The organism is Streptomyces sp. NPDC001536 (assembly GCF_042894505.1).
In the GTDB taxonomy this organism is placed as follows: domain Bacteria; phylum Actinomycetota; class Actinomycetes; order Streptomycetales; family Streptomycetaceae; genus Streptomyces.
In genome coordinates this window covers 1-16,804 of the sequence record NZ_JBIAVQ010000024.1, presented here as the reverse complement: position 1 = coordinate 16,804, position 16,804 = coordinate 1, and the positions used below count along the sequence as shown (strand labels likewise).

The following is a 16,804-nucleotide window of genomic DNA, read 5'->3' as shown; positions in this document are numbered from 1 at the left end:
CCGACCAACAAACCGGCCACGGCTGCACACCGCCACCTGCCGCTGTCCCCCGTCCGCGTGATCGTGTCCAGCGGGCTCAGAGACCTCCTCCTGCGCAGCCAGGAGAAGGTGCGAGCGGCAGCGGCGCCAGCCCGCCCCGGTCTGCCCCGGCTTGCCCGGATCGCTGCTGGCGGCGCCAGCTCTCCGTCACGGCCTTTGTCGTGCAACACCCTAGAATGTTGTGTTTTGTCACGAGTGTGCGTGTGAGGTATGCGTACCCGGCTACCCGTACGCAATGGTGCGGACTGTGAAGCGGCATGGAAGGCACGGCGGGCACACGGTGGCGGGCCAGGAGGCCGAGGCCGCGCGTGAGCCTGAGGCCGGGCCGGATGAGCAGGTGGAGCGGCGGGCGCCGGACACTCCGACGGATCTGCCCAAGCACTCCTGGAGGGCGGTGCTGAAGGGCACCGTGAAGGAGTTCAAGAAGGATGAGCTGACCGACCGGGCGGCGGCCCTGACCTACTACGGGATCCTGGCGCTGTTCCCGGCGCTTTTGGCGCTGGTCTCGCTGCTGGGGATCGTCGGGCAGTCGGCGACGCAGCAGGTGCTGGACAACATCCAAAAGCTCGCCCCGGGCGCGGCGCGAGACGTCCTCAGCAGCGCGGTCAAGCAGATGCAGGGCAACGCCGGGATCGGTTCGATCATGGCGATCGTGGGTCTGGTGCTCGCGGTGTGGTCGGCGTCCGGCTATGTGGCGGCGTTCATCCGCAGTGCGAACGCCGTCTACGACGTCCCGGAGGGCCGCCCGGTGTGGAAGGTGCTGCCCGTGCGCGTCGGCGTGACGGTGGTGTTGATGGTCCTGGCGGTGATCAGTGCGGTGATCGTGGTGTTCACCGGCGGCCTGGCCCGCCAGGTCGGCACCGCGCTCGGAGTCGGCGACACGTTCCTGACGGTGTGGTCGATCGCGAAGTGGCCGGTGCTGATCCTCCTGGTCACATTCATGATCGCGATCCTGTACTGGGCAACGCCGAACGTACGGGTGCGTGGCTTTCGCTGGATCACCCCGGGCAGCTTCCTGGCTCTGCTGATCTGGATGATCGCCTCGGCCGGGTTCGCGCTGTACGTGGCCAACTTCGCCTCCTACAACAAGACCTACGGCACCTTCGCCAGCGTGATCATTTTTCTGGTGTGGCTGTGGATCACCAACCTGGCGATCCTGCTCGGTCTGGAATTCGACGCCGAGCTGCACCGCCAGCGCGCCGTTGCCGGCGGTCACCCGGCCGCACAGGAGCCGTACGTGCAACCGCGCGACACCCGTAAATGGGACGAGGAGGACCACCGCCGCCTCGACTGAGGCGCCGGGACCTGCGCGAGCCCGTCCAGGGCTTCGCCCCGGGAGCCGCGCCGGTCCCGGTGACGGCGAAGACGATCCATACCACCGGTGTGCGAGGGCTCTGGAAGGGAAGTCGGCTGATCATGGGGACGACGGCGGATCTGCACGAAGGAGATCATCGGCTGGCCAGGCGGGCGATCGCCTCAGGGCCGCCCTGGGTGAGACGGGCAGCGCCCGCCGTGCAGGAGGCGGCCGAGCGCACCAAGCTCTGGTGGGCCGCAGCCGCGGCAATGGCCGCCTTCGGCGGCTGGCGCGGCCGCACGGCCGCCGCCGCGGGGGTGGCCGCCATGACGACCGCGCAGGTGCTGTCGAACGCGATCGTCAAGCCCCTGTACCGCAGGCGCCGCCCGCCCGAGGAGTGGGTTCCCCAGGAGGAACTCGATGAGCGCCCGGACAGCTCCTCCTTCCCTTCCGGGCACACCGCCGCCGCCTTCGGTTTCGCGGGCGCCGTCGCGCCGGTGTGGCCGGCCGCCGGGGCCGCCTGCGGCGTGTCGGCCGCGGCGGTGGCCGCGGAGCGGATACACAGTGGTGCGCATTACCCCTCCGACGTGGCCGCAGGCGCACTGATCGGGCTGATCGCGGCCGCCCTGGTCCGGGCCGCGCCCCATCTGCCGTGGCGACGGGTGCTGTGACGTGCGGTGATGCGAGGCTGCCGGGGTAGTCGGGGGGCCGGCCGGACCGGTACGAAGGACAGACGGGCTCTCATGACAGAGCCCGAAGCAATCGTGGCCACCGGCACTGCCGTCCTCACCCACACCCCCGGAGCATCCCTGCCCGGGGTCATCCTCTCCGCCGGAGGCTCTTTCGCGGTTTCCATGGGGCTTCCCCTGCCCGCGCTGTCGGCGCTCGGCCTGGTGCTGCGACCACCTGGGCGATGGTCGCAGGGGCGGCCTTCCAATCAACGCGGCCATCGCACGGGCCGGTCCCCGCCGAAGCAAGTCGCGGCGCGCAGGCCTGGCTGCCCTACGATGCCAGGCTGCAGCTGCGGCCCGCAGTTGGCACCGGCAGAAGTACCTCCGCGTCCGACACAGGCGCTGCCAAGGGATCAGGGACGTGCGCCCGGGGGCCCGGCCAGCCGGTTCATGTCCAACGTCCGCCGCCGGGCGTTTGGAGCGGACGGACCATGGCTCAAGGCCTTGAAGCCCCCGTACAGCTCCTTCCACCAGAGCCGGAGAGGCAAGCTTGGATGATGCCGTGAGCGCGGGCCGCGGTGAGGTCATGGGAAGCCCCGGTGCCGCGCGTGAGAACCACAGTGGTGTGCCGTCCGGGGCCGCGCTGACCTGTACGTTCATTCCGTGCTTGCGGTGTTGCGGCGCCGTTCCTGCGGACCTGGGTGCGCAACAATCAGCCGGTCGGCGAGAGCGGGTTCAACGTCCGGGTGGTCGACACGATCGCCGAGAACAGCCGCACGATCGACTTCCAGTACTGCTTACCGACTTCGTCACCACCGGCACGACCGGCGCGGTCTCGATGCCCATCACGACCAAGGGCAACATCCCGCAGAGCTGGCCGGCCGGAGCGCGCTGCACCCGGGGCGGCAACAAGCCGGGCACGAAGACCTTCACGGAACTGAAGGCGCTGCGCACCTTCCACGAGACCATGCACGCCAACCCAGGGCAGGGCAGCGCGGGTGCCACAGACCTGCTCTTCCGCGGTCTACGAGCCGGCATCAGCTACGGCCCGCCCGCGGGGTGGGCGCTGAGCGGTGCCCAGGGCGGCAAGCTGTTCATGCTCGCGCCGCGCTGGGAGACCGCAACGTACCTGGCCAACTCCACCAGCGCGGGCAACCCGGACAACAAGGGCGCGGCCACGTTCAGCTACGTGCCCACGCTCACCTTGAACGCCGAGGAGGGCGCCGACGAACGTGCCGAAGCGCAACACATCAGGCAGGCGTTCCTCGTCCCGCAAGACACCAAGCCGTACATGTCGGCGAAGAACGTGCCAGGCCAAGAGGCCGAAGCGCTGCTGCATCGGACAGTGAGCGCGGCCCGTAACGAGAAGAACCGGGCAGCAGCGGTCAAGCAGTGCAAGCGCTACTTGGGAGCCAACTACACCGCCAACGGGCCGAAGGAGTGCGACGAATACCCTTCGCGAGCACCTATGAAGGGGCCGCAGAGCACGACTACGACAACGAAGCAAAGAAGTTCAACTTCTCCGCGAAACCAATCCCGAAGGACGACAACAGGAACGGCGGCCTCATCTGAAAAGCTTCTACGCCAAGAACCGCTTGATCGACGGATACAACGACGGCTTCATCGTGAAGATCGTCGGCTAAGGCCGGTCGCCCACACACGGTGGTGGCGGACCGAGGGTTCGGCCCGCCACCACGGTTCGCTCACGAATGCGCCGGCCAGAACTGGATCAGATAGCGCTCGACGCCGTGTCCGGTGCCCTCCCCCTCAGACAGGGCCGCGGCAGCGGCACGGCCCGCGCAGCTGACCCGCACCCGCCAGGATCCTCCCGCATCAGCCAGCGTGATGAGATCGTCGCTGCGGCCCACATGCATCGACCACACCGCGACATCGCCGCTGGTGGAAACGAAGTCGGCCTCGGCCTGCTCGTCCCAGCCCGCCGGATCCTGCCCGGGCGGGGGCCCGTCCCATACTTCGACACTGACCGTGGCGGTGTGGGTGTGACCGCCGCTGGTGATGTCCAGCCGCCCGGGATGCGTGCTGAGAAAGGCATCGAAGTCGAAATCGTCAGGGAAGGGAACCGGCAGATCGACGTCGTCGCTCTCCTGCAGCCCGAAAGCGTAGAAGCCCACCAAGACATCCACCTGCTGTTGCCGGACGAGCTTGGCCACGGGCGCCCCTTCGACATACCCCACAACAGATCACCCAGGATCCTAGTTCCCGGCCAATGATTCGGTGGCTGTGAGACGTTCTACGAGTCCGGGACGACCGCACGCGGACGCAGGATTGCTGCGTGCGCTGACCGGCTGCGCACGATGAAAGAACAGAACACTGTGCTAGCGGCGCAAGCCACCCACTCGGTATGCCCACCGCTCCCCCGCAGCCGTCTCAGACCGTGTTCCACGCGGTGAGGAGGAGCGCAGGGCGCAGCAGCGGACAGGCGCGGCCTAATCGCGAGCGTGGTCACGTGTACAGCTTGGTGCATGCCGGCTTTGGCGCGTTGGTGATCTTGAGGCAGGTGAGGCACAGGAGGTCTCGGCGGGCTCCTCACTCAGAGCCCCCGCACTTACCATGCGGTCTGTGCCTTCGCCGTCTGGGCCCGCGGGTTGAGCCCCCTACTCGTCCCGAACCAGCCGACACGGCTCCTGCCCTCCAGTTGAGCGAGCACTGCGGCTCTCTCCAACTGGCCCTGGCGCTACGTTGATTGCGCGTTATTGCCGGTGGGCGTGTTCTGGGGGACGGTAAGTGAACCACTTCAGGCAATGGGGGCCCACACACCTTCCAGCTCCTCTCGCACGATCAACCGGCGACTCGCGGATCCACCGCGTGCGCGTCGCGACAGCTCGCGATGGTCGCGGTCGCTGTCGAGAGGAGGTGACCGATGTGCCGAACCTCAGAGCCGGACGATCCTGGCACGGCCGCGGAGGGCGACGAACCCCCCTCAGCCGGTCCCGGAACGCCCATGAGGTGGTATCCGCGGGATGTGAGCTCGTGGTGGATGGGGTTGCGAGCCGTGCTGCTCGTCGTGGACACGGTGGCGACCCTGAAACAGCACGAGGCCCTTGCCCAATGGGCAAGGGCTCTCATCGCGGTCGGTGACATGATCGTCGACGCCGGCAAGCACGAGCGGTCATGAAACCAGGGGCCTGATCGTCGAGAGGCGGTCAGGCCCTCTACATCCAGGAGAACATGGACCGCCGACCCCAGCCAAGGGGTGCTCTCCCAATTGCACCTAATGGCGCGTCACGAAAACGGGTTTCGTGTCATGCTCGCGGTCCATCCGAGGAGGAGGCCGTGTCATGGGGATGGCAGACCGCGCGTGCCGGGAGTGCAGTGAGCCGCTGCCACCCGCTTCGGACACCGGTCGGCCACGCCAGTACTGCTCGGACGTCTGCAGATCGGCGGCTCGGCGGTCCCGTAACCGACAGAAGGAATCTGCTGATACTGCCGCTTCGCGCCAGTGCGCGACGAACATCGCCGGCCGCCGATGCGACCGGACCGCGCGGCATGCCGTGAGGGTGAAGGACACCGAAAGCCAAGTCTGCGCCGAGTGCTACGACATGACCATGTCGTTCCTGATCAACAGCGGGGTGCCCGCCTCCTCAGTTGAGGTTCGCCCGCTGCCCCACGAAGCGGACGAGCGCAAGGCCGACGACGAGGCAATGGCGGTCGCTCCGGCGCCAGCCGGTGTCGGCCGCCGGGCGTGCATTCTCCTCATCGAAGATGATCCGCACGTCGCCGCGGCGCTGACCGCGGTCCTGGTCCAGCACCGCTACGCCGTCATCCAGGAGAGATCTGGATCTGCCGGCCTGCACGCGGCCTATGCCCAACGGCCCGACCTGGTACTGCTGGACCTCGGACTCCCAGACATAGACGGCTACGAGATCCTGACCCGGCTTCGGGCCGTCAGTGACGTACCCGTCATCGTCGTGACGGCACGCAGCGATGGCCGCTCCCGTCTGCACGGACTCAACCTGGGGGCGGACGACTACGTCGTCAAACCCTACGAGACCGCGGAACTCCTCGCCCGCATGGCGCGAGTGCTGCACCGCCGCAGATCACCGGAGCATTGGGCGGAGAACATCTACGACGACGGCCTGCTACGGCTCGACTCCCAAAGCCTTGAGGCCAGCGTGGCCGACGTGCCGCTGAAGCTGACACCCACGGAGTTCCGCGTCCTCGACCTGCTCGTGCGCAACACGGGAGTCGTCCAGCCCTTTCGCAAACTGCTCGCACGAGCCTGGGACGACCCCAACGGGCGGGACACCGACAAGGTCAAGTTCACCATCTCGCGCCTGCGCGGGAAACTGGACTCAACCGCCCTCGGCAGCACATCAATCGTATCGGCCCGAGGCATCGGCTACCTCTACCGAACACCAGGTCCATCAACCGCGGGCAGCCCTGCCACGCCCGACTCTCCCTCGTCCCGGTCAGGCTACGGGCACGCGGGCAATGTGCTCGGCATCCTGGAATCGCACACCCCGGACAGCGCCAGCAAAGAGACGGTTCTGCGCCTGGGCCCCGTGCACATCGACCTGCTCACCCAGCAGGTCAGCGTGGACGGTTCGGACATCGAGCTCACCCGCAGGCAGTTCGATCTGCTCGCCCTGCTGGCCCAGCGTCCCGGCGTGGTCATCCCCCGGGAGCAGATCATCAGCGAGATCTGGCCCACGAGTTGGGAGGGGACCGGACGCACCCTGGAAGTGCACATCGCGTTCCTGCGCGCCACACTGCGCAACCCGGCCCTGATCGAGACCGTACGCGGCGTCGGCTACCGCTTCGTCGCCCCCGCCGCGTAAGACGCCATGTCAGTTGGCGCGTCGGCAGTGGCATATGAGGGTCGATGCCGCGGGAGGACAGCCGACGCCGCAGGTGTCGGTAGTCGTAGCCCCTGTCCCCGTGCAGTTTGCCGAGCTTCCGACGCCGGGGGCCGCGGCGTGAGCGGATGGGCGGGATACCGCGGACCAGCGGGATCAGGGCCTGGCTGTCATGGAGGTTCGCCGCCGAGATGCCGACCGGCAGAGGCAGCCCACTGCGGTCCACGATGAGGTGGATTTTCGAACCCTTCTTGCCACGGTCGGTCCGATTCGGTCCCGTCAACTGTCCCCTTTGAGGACCCGGAGGCCTTACTCCACTCGGTGAACCGGCGGAAGGCGGTCACTCCCGACAGTCCAAAGCCCGGTGGCAGTTGGTTCCAGGTGCAGCCCGAGGCGGCCACGAAGATGGTCGCGGCCAGCACCTCACGGTCCCCTCGGCGACGATGTCCTCACCCGAGCCACCAGATCACCGGTCTCCTACGACGTGTGCCGGGAGGCGTGTCAGAGCGAGGCCGGAGCCGCCTGCCCCACGCCCCGGCGTTTGCGGCGCCATGCGTACAGCGCGAGGGCGACGAGCGTCATGGCGTACGGGATCGTCGATACCAGCTGGGGCGGCACGTCGAGCGTGCCGAGCTGTACGGCCAGGGCCTCCGCCGCGCCGAAACCGAGGGCGGCGAGGAAGACGCCCCAGGGGCGCAGGCCGCCGAGAAAGACCGCCGCCAGGGCGATGAAGCCGCGGCCGGCCGTCATGTCCCGTACGAAGAAGGAGACATAGCCCATGCTGAGGAAGACCCCGGCGAGTCCGGCGAGCGCGCCGCTGAGGGCGAGTCCGGCGTACTGGACGCGTCGCACCGGGATGCCGACCGACGCTGCGGCGTCCGGCATCTCCCCGACCGCGCGCAGGTGGAAGCCGAAGTGCGTGCGGTAGAACAGCCAGGCGACGAACGGGGCGGCCAGGAAGGCCAGCCAGGTGATCAGGTTCTGCCCGCTGAGCACGTCCCCGAGTACCGGGATGCTCTCGATGCCGGGCAGGGGGACGGTCGGCAGGGTGCCGCTGTCGAGGCCGGAGGTGCCGCCCTTGTCGTCCAGGAGGGTGTAGACGGCGTACGCGCTGGCACCGGAGGCGAGGAGGTTGAGGCCGATGCCCGCGATGATCGCGTCGGCTCCGAGTTCCAGGCGCAGCGCGGCGAGCAGCAGGCCGAGGAGTGTGGCCACGGCGATCCCGCTGAGGGCTCCCAGGGCCACGGAGTGGCTGTAGCCGGCGACCAGCGCGCCCGTGCAGGCGGCGGCCAGCATCTGGCCCTCCAGGGCGATGTTGCTGATGCCGGCGCGTTCGGCGACCAGTCCGCCGAAGGCGGCGAGCAGATACGGTGTGGCGACCCGCAGCGCGGCCGCCAGGAAGGCACTGCTCAGGACGACGTCGAGTACGGAACTCATCGGGCGTCCACCTGCTTGTGTGCCGCCTGCTTACGGGCGATCCGCCGCTTGAGCAGGTCCGGCAGGGCCTGTGCGGTGACCAGGAGCACGATGACCGCCTGGATGACGACGACGATCTCGGTGCCGACGTCGGTCTGCTGTTCCATAATGTCTCCCCCGGCGCGCAGGTAGGAGTAGAAGAGTCCGGCGATCACGACGACCAGCGGGTTGTTCCTGGCCAGCAGGGCCACCACGATCCCCTCGAAGGCGAGGCTTCCGGCCATGCCGGGTTCGAGGCGGCCGTAGACGCCCTGGACGAGATGGGCTCCGGCGAGGCCCGCGACGGCGCCGCCGATGACGAAGCTCCACTCGATGGCGCGGGGCACCCGGATGCCGCCGTACTCGGCGAAGTCGGAGTTGGCGCCGGTCATCCGGATGCGATAGCCGAGCGGGGTGCGGGTGATGAGCAGCCACAGCGCGGCGGCGGTGAACAGCATCAGGACGAGGCCGACGTTGGACCGGCCGAGCGGTATGCCGAACCAGTCGGTCAGCGGGGTGAGTACGGAGTCCTGCTGGAGGCGCTCGGAGTGCACGGCGCTGCTGCCTGGCTCCTTCAGCGGGCCGTTGACCAGGTAGTCGTAGACGCGGACGACGATGGCGTTGAGCATGAGTGTCGCCACAATCTCGTTGGCGCCCAGGCGCGCCTTCATGGATCCGGGTACGAAGCCCATGCCCGCACCTGCCGCGGCCGCGGCGACGAGCGGGACGATCACGGCGGCGACCGGCGGCAGCGGGAGGAAGATCGCGACGACGGCGGCCGCCAAGGCACCGGCGTACAGCTGGCTTTCGGCGCCCAGGCTGATCTGCCGGGCGCGGAAGGGGATGGCGACGGACAGGCCGAGCAGGGTGAGGGTGGTGGCGTCCTCCAGCCAGCGGCCGACCCGGAAGGAGCGTTCCAGGGGCCCGGTGAGCAGGGCCTCGTACGCCGCGATCGGATCCTTGCCGGTGGCGAGGATGACGAGGAAGCCGACGGCGAGGGCGGCCAGGACGGTGGCCAGGGTCATGCTGAGGTCGACGGCCAGGCCGCGGCGCCGGGTGGCCCGGTACTCCCGGCGGTCCTCGCTCTCGACGAGGGTGCTGGTCATGGGGTGGGCTCCTCACCGGCGGCGAGGCCTGCCGTCAGGTGCTTGTCGTCGTGGTGTTCGACGCCGAGCATGTAGAGGCCGACATGCTTCTCGGTCAGGCCGCGTGTGTCGTCGAACCGGCCGACGAGCAGACCGTCCTTGAGGACCAGCAACCGGTCGGAGAGCGCGAGCAGTTCGGTCAGGTCGGCGGAGATGAGCAGGACGGCGGCGCCGTCGTCCCGCGCGGCGACGAGACGCTCGTACATGAAGCGCATGGCGCCGATATCGACCCCGCGGGTGACCTGGGAGGCGATCAACAGCCGGGGTCCGGCGGAGAGTTCGCGGGCGACGATGACCTTCTGCATGTTGCCGCCGGACAGTGCGCGCAGGGGCACGGACGGGTCGGGGGTGCGGATCGCGTACTGGCTGATGAGCCGCTCGGCGTGGGCGCGCACGGCCTTGGGACGCAGGACGCCGCGGCGGGCGAGGGGTGGACGGTCGTGGCGGTCGACGACGAGGTTGTCGGCGATCGACTCGTCCAGAGCGGCGCCGTTGTGCAACCGGTCCTCCGGGACGTAGCCGACGCCCGCCCTGCGGTGGCCCGCGACGCCGAGTCCGGCGGTGTCGGTTCCGCCGACGTGGATCGTGCCGGAGGTGGGGCTGCGCAACCCGGCCAGGATCTCGGCGAGTTCACTCTGCCCGTTGCCCTCGATGCCGGCCACGCCGACGATCTCCCCGGCCGCGACGTCGAAGGAGAGGCGGTGCAGCGACTGGCCCGTGGGCGCCTCGTATCCCAATCTCCGTACGCGCAGGGTGACTTCGCCCCGGCGGGCCGGGACCCGGTCGACGTCCAGGGACAGGTCGCGGCCGACCATCATCGCGGCCAGGGAGCGCTCGGTGGCGTCGGCGGTGGGGACGGTGCCCACCAGGGAGCCGGCGCGCATCACGCTCACCTGGTCGCTGATCTCCCGTACCTCGCGCAGCTTGTGCGAGATGAACAGCACCGTCATCCCGCCGTCGCGCAGCCGTCGTACGGCGGCGAACAGGTCCTCGGTCTCCTGCGGGGTCAGGACGGCGGTCGGCTCGTCCAGGATCAGCACCTTCGCCCGGCGGTGCAGGGCCTTGAGGATCTCGGTGCGCTGGCGCATTCCGACGGACACCTCGTCGATGCGCGCCTTGGGGTCGACGGCGAGTCCGGCCTCCTCGGCGAGTTGGGCGGTGATCTCGACCGCCGCCCTCGCGTCCACCAGGCCGCGGCGGCCGGGCTCGACGCCGAGGACGACGTTCTGGGCGACGGTGAAGGAGGGCACCAGCATGAGGTTCTGGTGCACCATGCCCACGCCGAGCGCGATCGCGGCGGCCGGGCCGCGCAGGGTGCGCGGCCGTCCGCCGATCAGGATCTCGCCGGACGAGGGCTGCTCCAGGCCGTAGAACATCTTCATCAGCGTGGACTTGCCCGCGCCGTTCTCACCGACCACCGCCCGGATCTCACCGGGTGGGACCGTCAGGTCCACGCCGCGGACCGCGCGCACCCCGTTGCCGTAGGTCTTCGTCACCGCTCGGGCGGCGACGGCCGGACCTGCGGCGTGCCATGACTCGTTCATCGTCGGGACCGTTTCGAATTCGGGCGGCTAGAGGGCGCTGGGGACCTTGACGGAGCCGGACTTCACCTGGTCGGCGGCCGCCTCCAGCTCGGTACGGATCTTCTCCGGCACCAGCTCCTTGAAGTGGTCGTCGTTCACGTAACCGACGGCGTCCTCGGCGAGGCCGACGGTCTCGACGGCGCCGTACTTCAGGGAACCCTTCTGGTCGTCCTGCGCCGCCTTGTACAGGGCGTTGCCGACGTTCTTGAGGATGGAAGTGACGACGGAGTTCTTCTGCGCCGGGTCGGTGAGGGTCTGGTACTGGTCGGAATCGACTCCGAAGGCGTAGCGCTTCGCCGAGACCGCGGACTCGAAGGTGCCGAGCCCGGAGAGCCCGGCGACCGGCCACACCAGCGCGGCGCCCTGGCCGTACATGGCGTTGGAGATCTCCTTGCCCTTGGCCGGGTCGCCGAAGGGCTTGTCGCCGCCGACGTACTGCGTGAGGACGTTTGAGTCCTTGCCTCCGGCCGCCGTGAATCCGGCCTTGAATCCGACGACGAAGTCCTCGATGAGGGGGATCTTCACACCGCCCATGACGCCGGCCTTCGTCAGGGATTCGGCTCCCTTCAGGGATTTCGCGGCGATGAGCTTCTCGGCGAGGAATCCGGCGAGATATCCACCCTCGTTCTGCTTGAAGGTCACGGAGTACACGTTCTCGCACTTGTTGGAACAGGTGCCGTTCTTGCCGCTGTAGTCGACAGGCGCATCGAAGACCCAGAACTTCTTGTCCGGATACTGCGGGGCGAGATCGCCGATGTAGTCGGTGACGTCGAACGTGCCGGCTGCGAGGATGTCGTAGTCGTCGGCCGCGGCCGCGTCCTCGAAACCCGGCTCCCACTTGGTGCGGTCCGAGCCCAGTTCCACGACCTTGAGCTCGTAGCCGAGGTCCTTCGCGGCGCGCTCCAGGCCCTCGTGGGCGGAGTCGAAGAACGACTTGTCGCCCAGCCCGCCGTTGATCACCAGCTTGACGCGGGGCTTGCCGGAGGCTCCCGTCGAGCCGGAATCCCCGTCCGCCCCACCGCATGCGACGAGTACGAGCATTCCCGCCACCAGCGCCGCGGCGGCGCTCTTTCTATTCCTCATCTGCTTTCTCCTGATCATGTGTGAGCCGGTTCGGGGGGAGTGATTGCGTTGAACACTAAGAAGTGCAAAACGTTTTGGCTACGGTGCCCGGTTTCGGTTTGATTTCTGAACCGCGAAATTCAGTCGGCGAGCAGGGCGTCGGCCGCGATGCGCACGGCGCGTGCGAAGCACGTCTCCCGTTCGGCGGCGGTGAGCTGCTCGCCGGTGCGCAGGTGGTCGCTCGCGGTCAGCACGGCGAGTGCCTCCCCGCCCTCGGCGGCGGCGACGGCATAGAGCCCCGCGGCCTCCATCTCCACAGCGAGGGTGCCCCTGCGCTCCAGCGTGTCGAAGACGGCGGGCCTGTCCAGGTAGAAGTGGTCGGTGCTGAACACCGGTCCGATGCGCACCGCTCCCCCGCCGCCCGGCTGCTGCTGTTCCGCGGCCCGGACGGCAGCGCCCAGCAGCCGATGGGACGGGGTCAGGGAGAGGGTGACGCCGCTGTCCGGCAGCCGGCCGACCTGCGAGTCGGTGTGCGCGGCGGAGGCGATCACCACGTCCCGCAGCGCCACCGACGCCGGGATCGCTCCCGCCGTACCGACCCGGACGATCCTGCGTACCCCGTAGTGCCGCAGCAGTTCGGTCGCGTAGATCGACACCGACGGGATGCCCATGCCGGAGGCGAGGACCGACATGGGCTCGCCCCGGTGGGTGCCGGTGTAGCCGAGGATCCCGCGCACCTCGGTGACGAGCCGGGCGCCCTCCAGGAACGTCTCGGCGATCCGGCGCGCTCGGCGCGGGTCGCCCGGCATCAGCACGAGGGGGCGAAGTCGCCGGGCGCGGCGGCGATGTGCGGTGTGCCGTGCGCGGGCATCACAGCTCCGCCCCGGCCAGCCAGCGCACCAGCCGGTCCCACAGCTCGGCATAGCCCTCCCATTGAAGGAACGGCGGCGGGGCCCAGTGCGGTGCGACATCGGAGGTGAACGCCGCCGAACGGCCTGCGCCGTGCCCGCCGACGACGAGCAGCGGATGTCCGGCGCACTCGGCCAGCAAGGATGCCTCCGGCCGTACGGTGACCTCGTTGAGTCCGAGCAGCGCCGGCCAGAGCCGCTCCAGCCCTCGTACGACAGCGTGATCGGCCACCACTTCGGCCACAGCCCCGGCCGGGAGCTCCACCCGGTCGTCCCGGTCGACCATCACCACCGGCAGCGCGTCGGCCAGTGGTGTACGCCCCCAGCGTGCGCGGGCGTCGATGCCGCTGAAGGTCAGATAGCCGCCGATCATCAGCACCCCGCCGCCCCGCTCCACGAAGGCCCGGACCAGCTCGGAACGGTCGGGGCAGGGGATGGAGTGTCCGAAGGTCTGCGGCGGCAACTGGAAGCTGTTGGCGCCGACGTCGCTGATGACCACGACGTCGTACGCGTCGAAGCCGTCCGCGGAGTCCGGGACCCGGGTGGCTATCTCGTGCGCGGGGACATACGTCACCTCGTGCCCGCGCGAGCGCAGCGCCTCGAGGAAGACGCCGCCGCCCTCGGTGTACTCCGCGGTGTGGAAGGCGTCGAAGCCTTTCTGATGGACCGTGTACGTGAACCAGGACTCGCCGACGACGAGGACTCTGGGCATGGTGAAACCGCCTTTCAGAAGGGGGATTTGGGCACAGGGGTGGTACGACACCGCGTCCTGCGGGACGGGCGGGAGGGATCAGCGGGCGGCGGGCGCCGTGCTGCCGCGCACCTTGAGGGTGACGGGGAGGGTGTGACGGGAGGCGGGCGGGACCTCGCCCCGGGAGACGTACTGGAGGAGCTGCGCGGTGGCGGTGCGGCCCACGTCGTAGGCCGGCTGATGGACGGTGGTCAGGGGCGGGCTGATCTGGGAGGCGGCCCGGATGTCGTCGAAGCCGACCACGGAGATGTCCCCGGGGACCGAAAGTCCGGCCTCGGTGAGGGCGGTGAGAGCGCCGAAGGCCATGAGGTCGTTGGCCGCGAAGACGGCCGTGCAGTCCAGGCCGCCCTCCTCGAGCAGTTTGGCCACCAGGCGGTAGCCGGAAGCCTCCTTGAAGTCGCCGACGCGTTCGACGACATGACCACCAAAGGCCCGCACGAAGCCGGCGGCGCGTGCGACGCCGCTGCGCAGCCCGCGCGGACCGGTCAGCATCAGCACCCGGCGGTGACCGAGCTCCCGCAGATGCTCACCGACCAGCCGCCCGCCCCCCTCATGGTCGGCGGTGGCGATGAGGGCACGCTCGAGGCCGTCGACCTCCTCGTCGGCGAGCGCGATGGGGAACTTCCCCATCAGGGACTCCAGCCGCCGGCGCGAGGGCGCGGATCCCGAGGCGTACACCATGCCGTCGACGAACCGGCTGCGGATCATGCCGAGGTAGCGGTCCTCGCGCTCCGCGTCGAACTCGGTGTTGCACAGGATCAGCCCGTACCCCAGGTCGTGGGCGGCGTCCTCGGCGCCCTTGGCCAGCTCGGCGAAGAAGGCGTTGCTGATGTCGGGGATCAGCAGGCCGATGACGGAGGTGGAGCCGGCCTGAAGGCTGCGGGCCAGCGAGGCCGGGACGTAGCCGAGCCGGTTGACGACGCTGCGGACGCGGGCGGCGGTCTGTTCGTTGACCGGCCGGTTGCCGCTGAGGACATGGGAGACGGTGGTGGGGCTGACCCCCGCGGCGGCGGCCACGTCCTTGATGGAGGCGGGCCTGCGCACCGCCGGGCGGTCGTCGGATCTGTGCTGCCCGTACGACTCATGGGTCATAGTGCTGCACCGCCCTTCCGTGGGAGGTGTCGAGGATCCGCGCCACCCGGGAATCGGCCTCCGCCAGCAGTGCGGGCTCGTCCACGGTCAGCAGGCGTCCGTCACGCATCAGCACCCGGCCGTCGACCACGACCGTGCGTACGTCGCTGGCGCGGGCGCTGTAGACGAGGGCGGCGCGTGGGTCGTGCAGGGGACGGCAGTGCGAGCCCGACAGATCTGTGAGCACGATGTCGGCGCGCATGCCCGGCTCCAGCGCCCCGATCCGGTCCTGCAGACCGAGGGCACGGGCCCCGCCGCGTGTCGCCAGGCGCAGGGTGTCGGAGACCGTCATCCAGGTCGCGTCCCGCACCGCCTGCTTCTGGGTCAGGGCCAGCAGCCGCAGCGCCTCCCACACGTCCAGCGTGTTGTGTCCGGCGGCCCCGTCGGTGCCGACCGCGACCGTGACGCCGGCGTCGAGCAGGTCGCGGACCGGGGTGAGCGGGGACAGCGCGTGCTTGAGATACACCTTGGGACAGCAGGCCACGGCGGTCCGATCGGCATGCTCGGCCAGCAGCGGCAGGTCCTGTTCGACGATGCCGCAGCCGTGGGCGATGAGGGCGCCCGCCTCCAGGACCCCGGTCTCGTGCAGCACCCGGATCGGTGTGGCGCCGCGCCGCGCGAGGCTGGACTCGGTCTGCTCCAGGTGTTCGGCGGCGTGGATGTGCAGACGTAGTCCGAGTCGGCGGGCGTGTCCGGCGAGGGCCTTCAGGTCCGTGTCGTCGACGGTGTACGGGGCGTGCGGCCCGAGCGAGACGGTGACCCGGCCCTCGGCAGCTCCGTGCCAGGTCTCCGCGAACCGCACGGTGGCGTCCAGGGCCGCCTGGCCGCGGCTGCTGAAGTAGGTGGGCGCGATGTCGGCCCGCAGGCCGGTCTCGGCGACCGCCTCCGCGATCCGCTCGGGGAAGAAGTAGTGGTCGGCGAAGGTGGTGACACCGGAGCGGATCATCTCGGCACAGGCCAGCAGCGCGCCGGCGTGTACGTCGTCGGGGGTGAGGTTGCTCTCCATCGGCCAGACGCGGTCGTTGAACCAGCCCTCCACCGTCACGTCCTCGGCGGCGCCCCGCATCAGCACCATCGGGCTGTGCGTGTGGGCGTTGACCAGGCCCGGTACCGCGAGCAGGCCGCGCCCGTCGATCACCTCGGCGGCGTCGCTCGGATGCAGGCTGCCGGTCGGCCGTACCTCCTGGATACGGCCGTCCGCCACGACGATGTCGTGCGACCGGAGGATCTCGCACTCGCCCTCCGCCGGAATGCGCAGCACATCGCACCCGGACACCACAAGGCCACCCGGCAGGGCGGCTGCTCTCGCGCTCATGGAGCACAAACTAGGCATGCAAAACGTTTTGCACAACTATCATTTACCAGGCATTTCGGACGCCTCTGTCACAGTGCGGCGGTGACGATGCCGATCAGGAAGGCAGCCGAGAAACCCGGCGCCAGGACGAGGACGAGCCCGCCGACGCCCGCGACAGGTCAGCCCTGCGCGTTCCGGGGCAATTGGCTCGGGCGGCGACGGACTGCCGCCGGCACCGCCGGTGCTGTTGCCGTCGCGGCTCGCGGTGTCATGTCCGAGGGCAGAGACCTACGCCGAGCGGCTCGCACTGCTCGTCCAGGACGCATACGTCCGGCGAACGGCTTTCGGCGCGCGGAGGTGTTGGTCTGGTGACCGGGGCCGCTCAGCCCACGCGGCCCGCGGCTGGGACACCGCGGTCGCCCGGCTGGACGCGGCCGAGGCGGTGGCCCGTACGTGCGGGGCGCTGCGGCTTGAGCAGGAAGCCGTTCACGTGCGCGCGGAGTTGGCTGAGGATTCTCGGGCGCCGCGGTCCCTGGACCTGCTCACCGGCCGCGAGCGCCAGCTACTGAGGTTTTCGGCCTAGGGTGACGGTGATCTCGTGGGTGGGTGTATCTCTGTGTGATGCGGTATCCCGATGGGGGTGGCCTGACCGCG

Annotated in this window: 12 protein-coding genes and 4 pseudogenes; 5 read left to right on the top strand and 11 right to left on the bottom strand. The window is 69.4% G+C overall.

What is annotated here, in order from left to right; all coding sequences use genetic code 11:
- The first annotated feature begins 274 nt into the window (after positions 1–274).
- Both ACFY0U_RS42105 and ACFY0U_RS42100 read left to right on the top strand, forming a co-directional pair.
- The gene (locus ACFY0U_RS42105; RefSeq protein WP_388645326.1) at positions 275–1,333 is read left to right on the top strand and encodes a YihY/virulence factor BrkB family protein; all 1,059 of its coding nucleotides are present in this window, start codon (positions 275–277) and stop codon (positions 1,331–1,333) included.
- A gap of 122 nt (positions 1,334–1,455) precedes the next feature.
- Positions 1,456–2,004, top strand: a complete 549-nt coding sequence (locus ACFY0U_RS42100) for a phosphatase PAP2 family protein (RefSeq protein ID WP_388645324.1) — start codon at positions 1,456–1,458, stop codon at positions 2,002–2,004.
- Between the two features lie 538 nt (positions 2,005–2,542).
- On the opposite strand, the pseudogene ACFY0U_RS42095 reads toward ACFY0U_RS42100, so the two are convergent.
- A pseudogene (locus ACFY0U_RS42095) lies at positions 2,543–2,682 on the bottom strand (transposase family protein); the annotation flags it as partial.
- A 1,025-nt stretch (positions 2,683–3,707) separates the two neighbouring features.
- Positions 3,708–4,175, bottom strand: coding sequence for a hypothetical protein (locus tag ACFY0U_RS42090; protein ID WP_388645323.1), 468 nt, complete (start codon positions 4,173–4,175; stop codon positions 3,708–3,710).
- Positions 4,176–5,002: 827 nt separating this feature from the next.
- Between ACFY0U_RS42090 and ACFY0U_RS42085 the strand changes: the two genes are divergently transcribed.
- The 3 genes and pseudogenes from ACFY0U_RS42085 to ACFY0U_RS42075 form a co-directional block, all read left to right on the top strand.
- Positions 5,003–5,140 (top strand): hypothetical protein, encoded by a 138-nt coding sequence (locus ACFY0U_RS42085; protein WP_388645322.1) that lies wholly within the window; start codon positions 5,003–5,005, stop codon positions 5,138–5,140.
- A 163-nt stretch (positions 5,141–5,303) separates the two neighbouring features.
- Positions 5,304–6,359 (top strand): annotated as a pseudogene (locus ACFY0U_RS42080) (response regulator transcription factor); the annotation flags it as partial.
- A 153-nt stretch (positions 6,360–6,512) separates the two neighbouring features.
- Positions 6,513–6,803, top strand: a pseudogene (locus tag ACFY0U_RS42075) (winged helix-turn-helix domain-containing protein); the annotation flags it as partial.
- On the opposite strand, the pseudogene ACFY0U_RS42070 reads toward ACFY0U_RS42075, so the two are convergent.
- From ACFY0U_RS42070 to ACFY0U_RS42030, 9 genes and pseudogenes are all read right to left on the bottom strand, one after another.
- Positions 6,715–7,270: pseudogene (locus ACFY0U_RS42070) on the bottom strand (transposase); the annotation flags it as partial. The pseudogenes ACFY0U_RS42075 and ACFY0U_RS42070 overlap by 89 nt on opposite strands.
- Before the next feature lie 52 nt (positions 7,271–7,322).
- Positions 7,323–8,258 (bottom strand): ABC transporter permease, encoded by a 936-nt coding sequence (locus ACFY0U_RS42065; RefSeq protein WP_388645321.1) that lies wholly within the window; start codon positions 8,256–8,258, stop codon positions 7,323–7,325.
- Positions 8,255–9,382: an ABC transporter permease gene (locus tag ACFY0U_RS42060; protein ID WP_388645319.1), complete on the bottom strand. Its 1,128-nt coding sequence runs from the start codon at positions 9,380–9,382 to the stop codon at positions 8,255–8,257. The genes ACFY0U_RS42065 and ACFY0U_RS42060 overlap by 4 nt, the downstream gene beginning before the upstream one ends.
- Complete coding sequence (locus ACFY0U_RS42055; RefSeq protein ID WP_388645318.1) at positions 9,379–10,965, bottom strand: ABC transporter ATP-binding protein; 1,587 nt, start codon at positions 10,963–10,965, stop codon at positions 9,379–9,381. The genes ACFY0U_RS42060 and ACFY0U_RS42055 overlap by 4 nt, the downstream gene beginning before the upstream one ends.
- A 27-nt stretch (positions 10,966–10,992) precedes the next feature.
- Entirely contained in the window at positions 10,993–12,087 is a 1,095-nt protein-coding gene (locus ACFY0U_RS42050) for a BMP family protein (RefSeq protein ID WP_388645316.1), read from the bottom strand.
- A gap of 119 nt (positions 12,088–12,206) precedes the next feature.
- Complete coding sequence (deoD, locus tag ACFY0U_RS42045; RefSeq protein ID WP_388645314.1) at positions 12,207–12,875, bottom strand: purine-nucleoside phosphorylase; 669 nt, start codon at positions 12,873–12,875, stop codon at positions 12,207–12,209.
- A 61-nt stretch (positions 12,876–12,936) separates the two neighbouring features.
- Entirely contained in the window at positions 12,937–13,686 is a 750-nt protein-coding gene (locus ACFY0U_RS42040) for a glutamine amidotransferase (protein ID WP_388645312.1), read from the bottom strand.
- A gap of 78 nt (positions 13,687–13,764) precedes the next feature.
- Positions 13,765–14,817 (bottom strand): LacI family DNA-binding transcriptional regulator, encoded by a 1,053-nt coding sequence (locus ACFY0U_RS42035; RefSeq protein ID WP_388645310.1) that lies wholly within the window; start codon positions 14,815–14,817, stop codon positions 13,765–13,767.
- On the bottom strand, positions 14,807–16,171 hold the full coding sequence (locus ACFY0U_RS42030) for an amidohydrolase (RefSeq protein ID WP_388645309.1): 1,365 nt from the start codon (positions 16,169–16,171) through the stop codon (positions 14,807–14,809). The genes ACFY0U_RS42035 and ACFY0U_RS42030 overlap by 11 nt, the downstream gene beginning before the upstream one ends.
- Positions 16,172–16,804 lie beyond the last annotated feature (633 nt).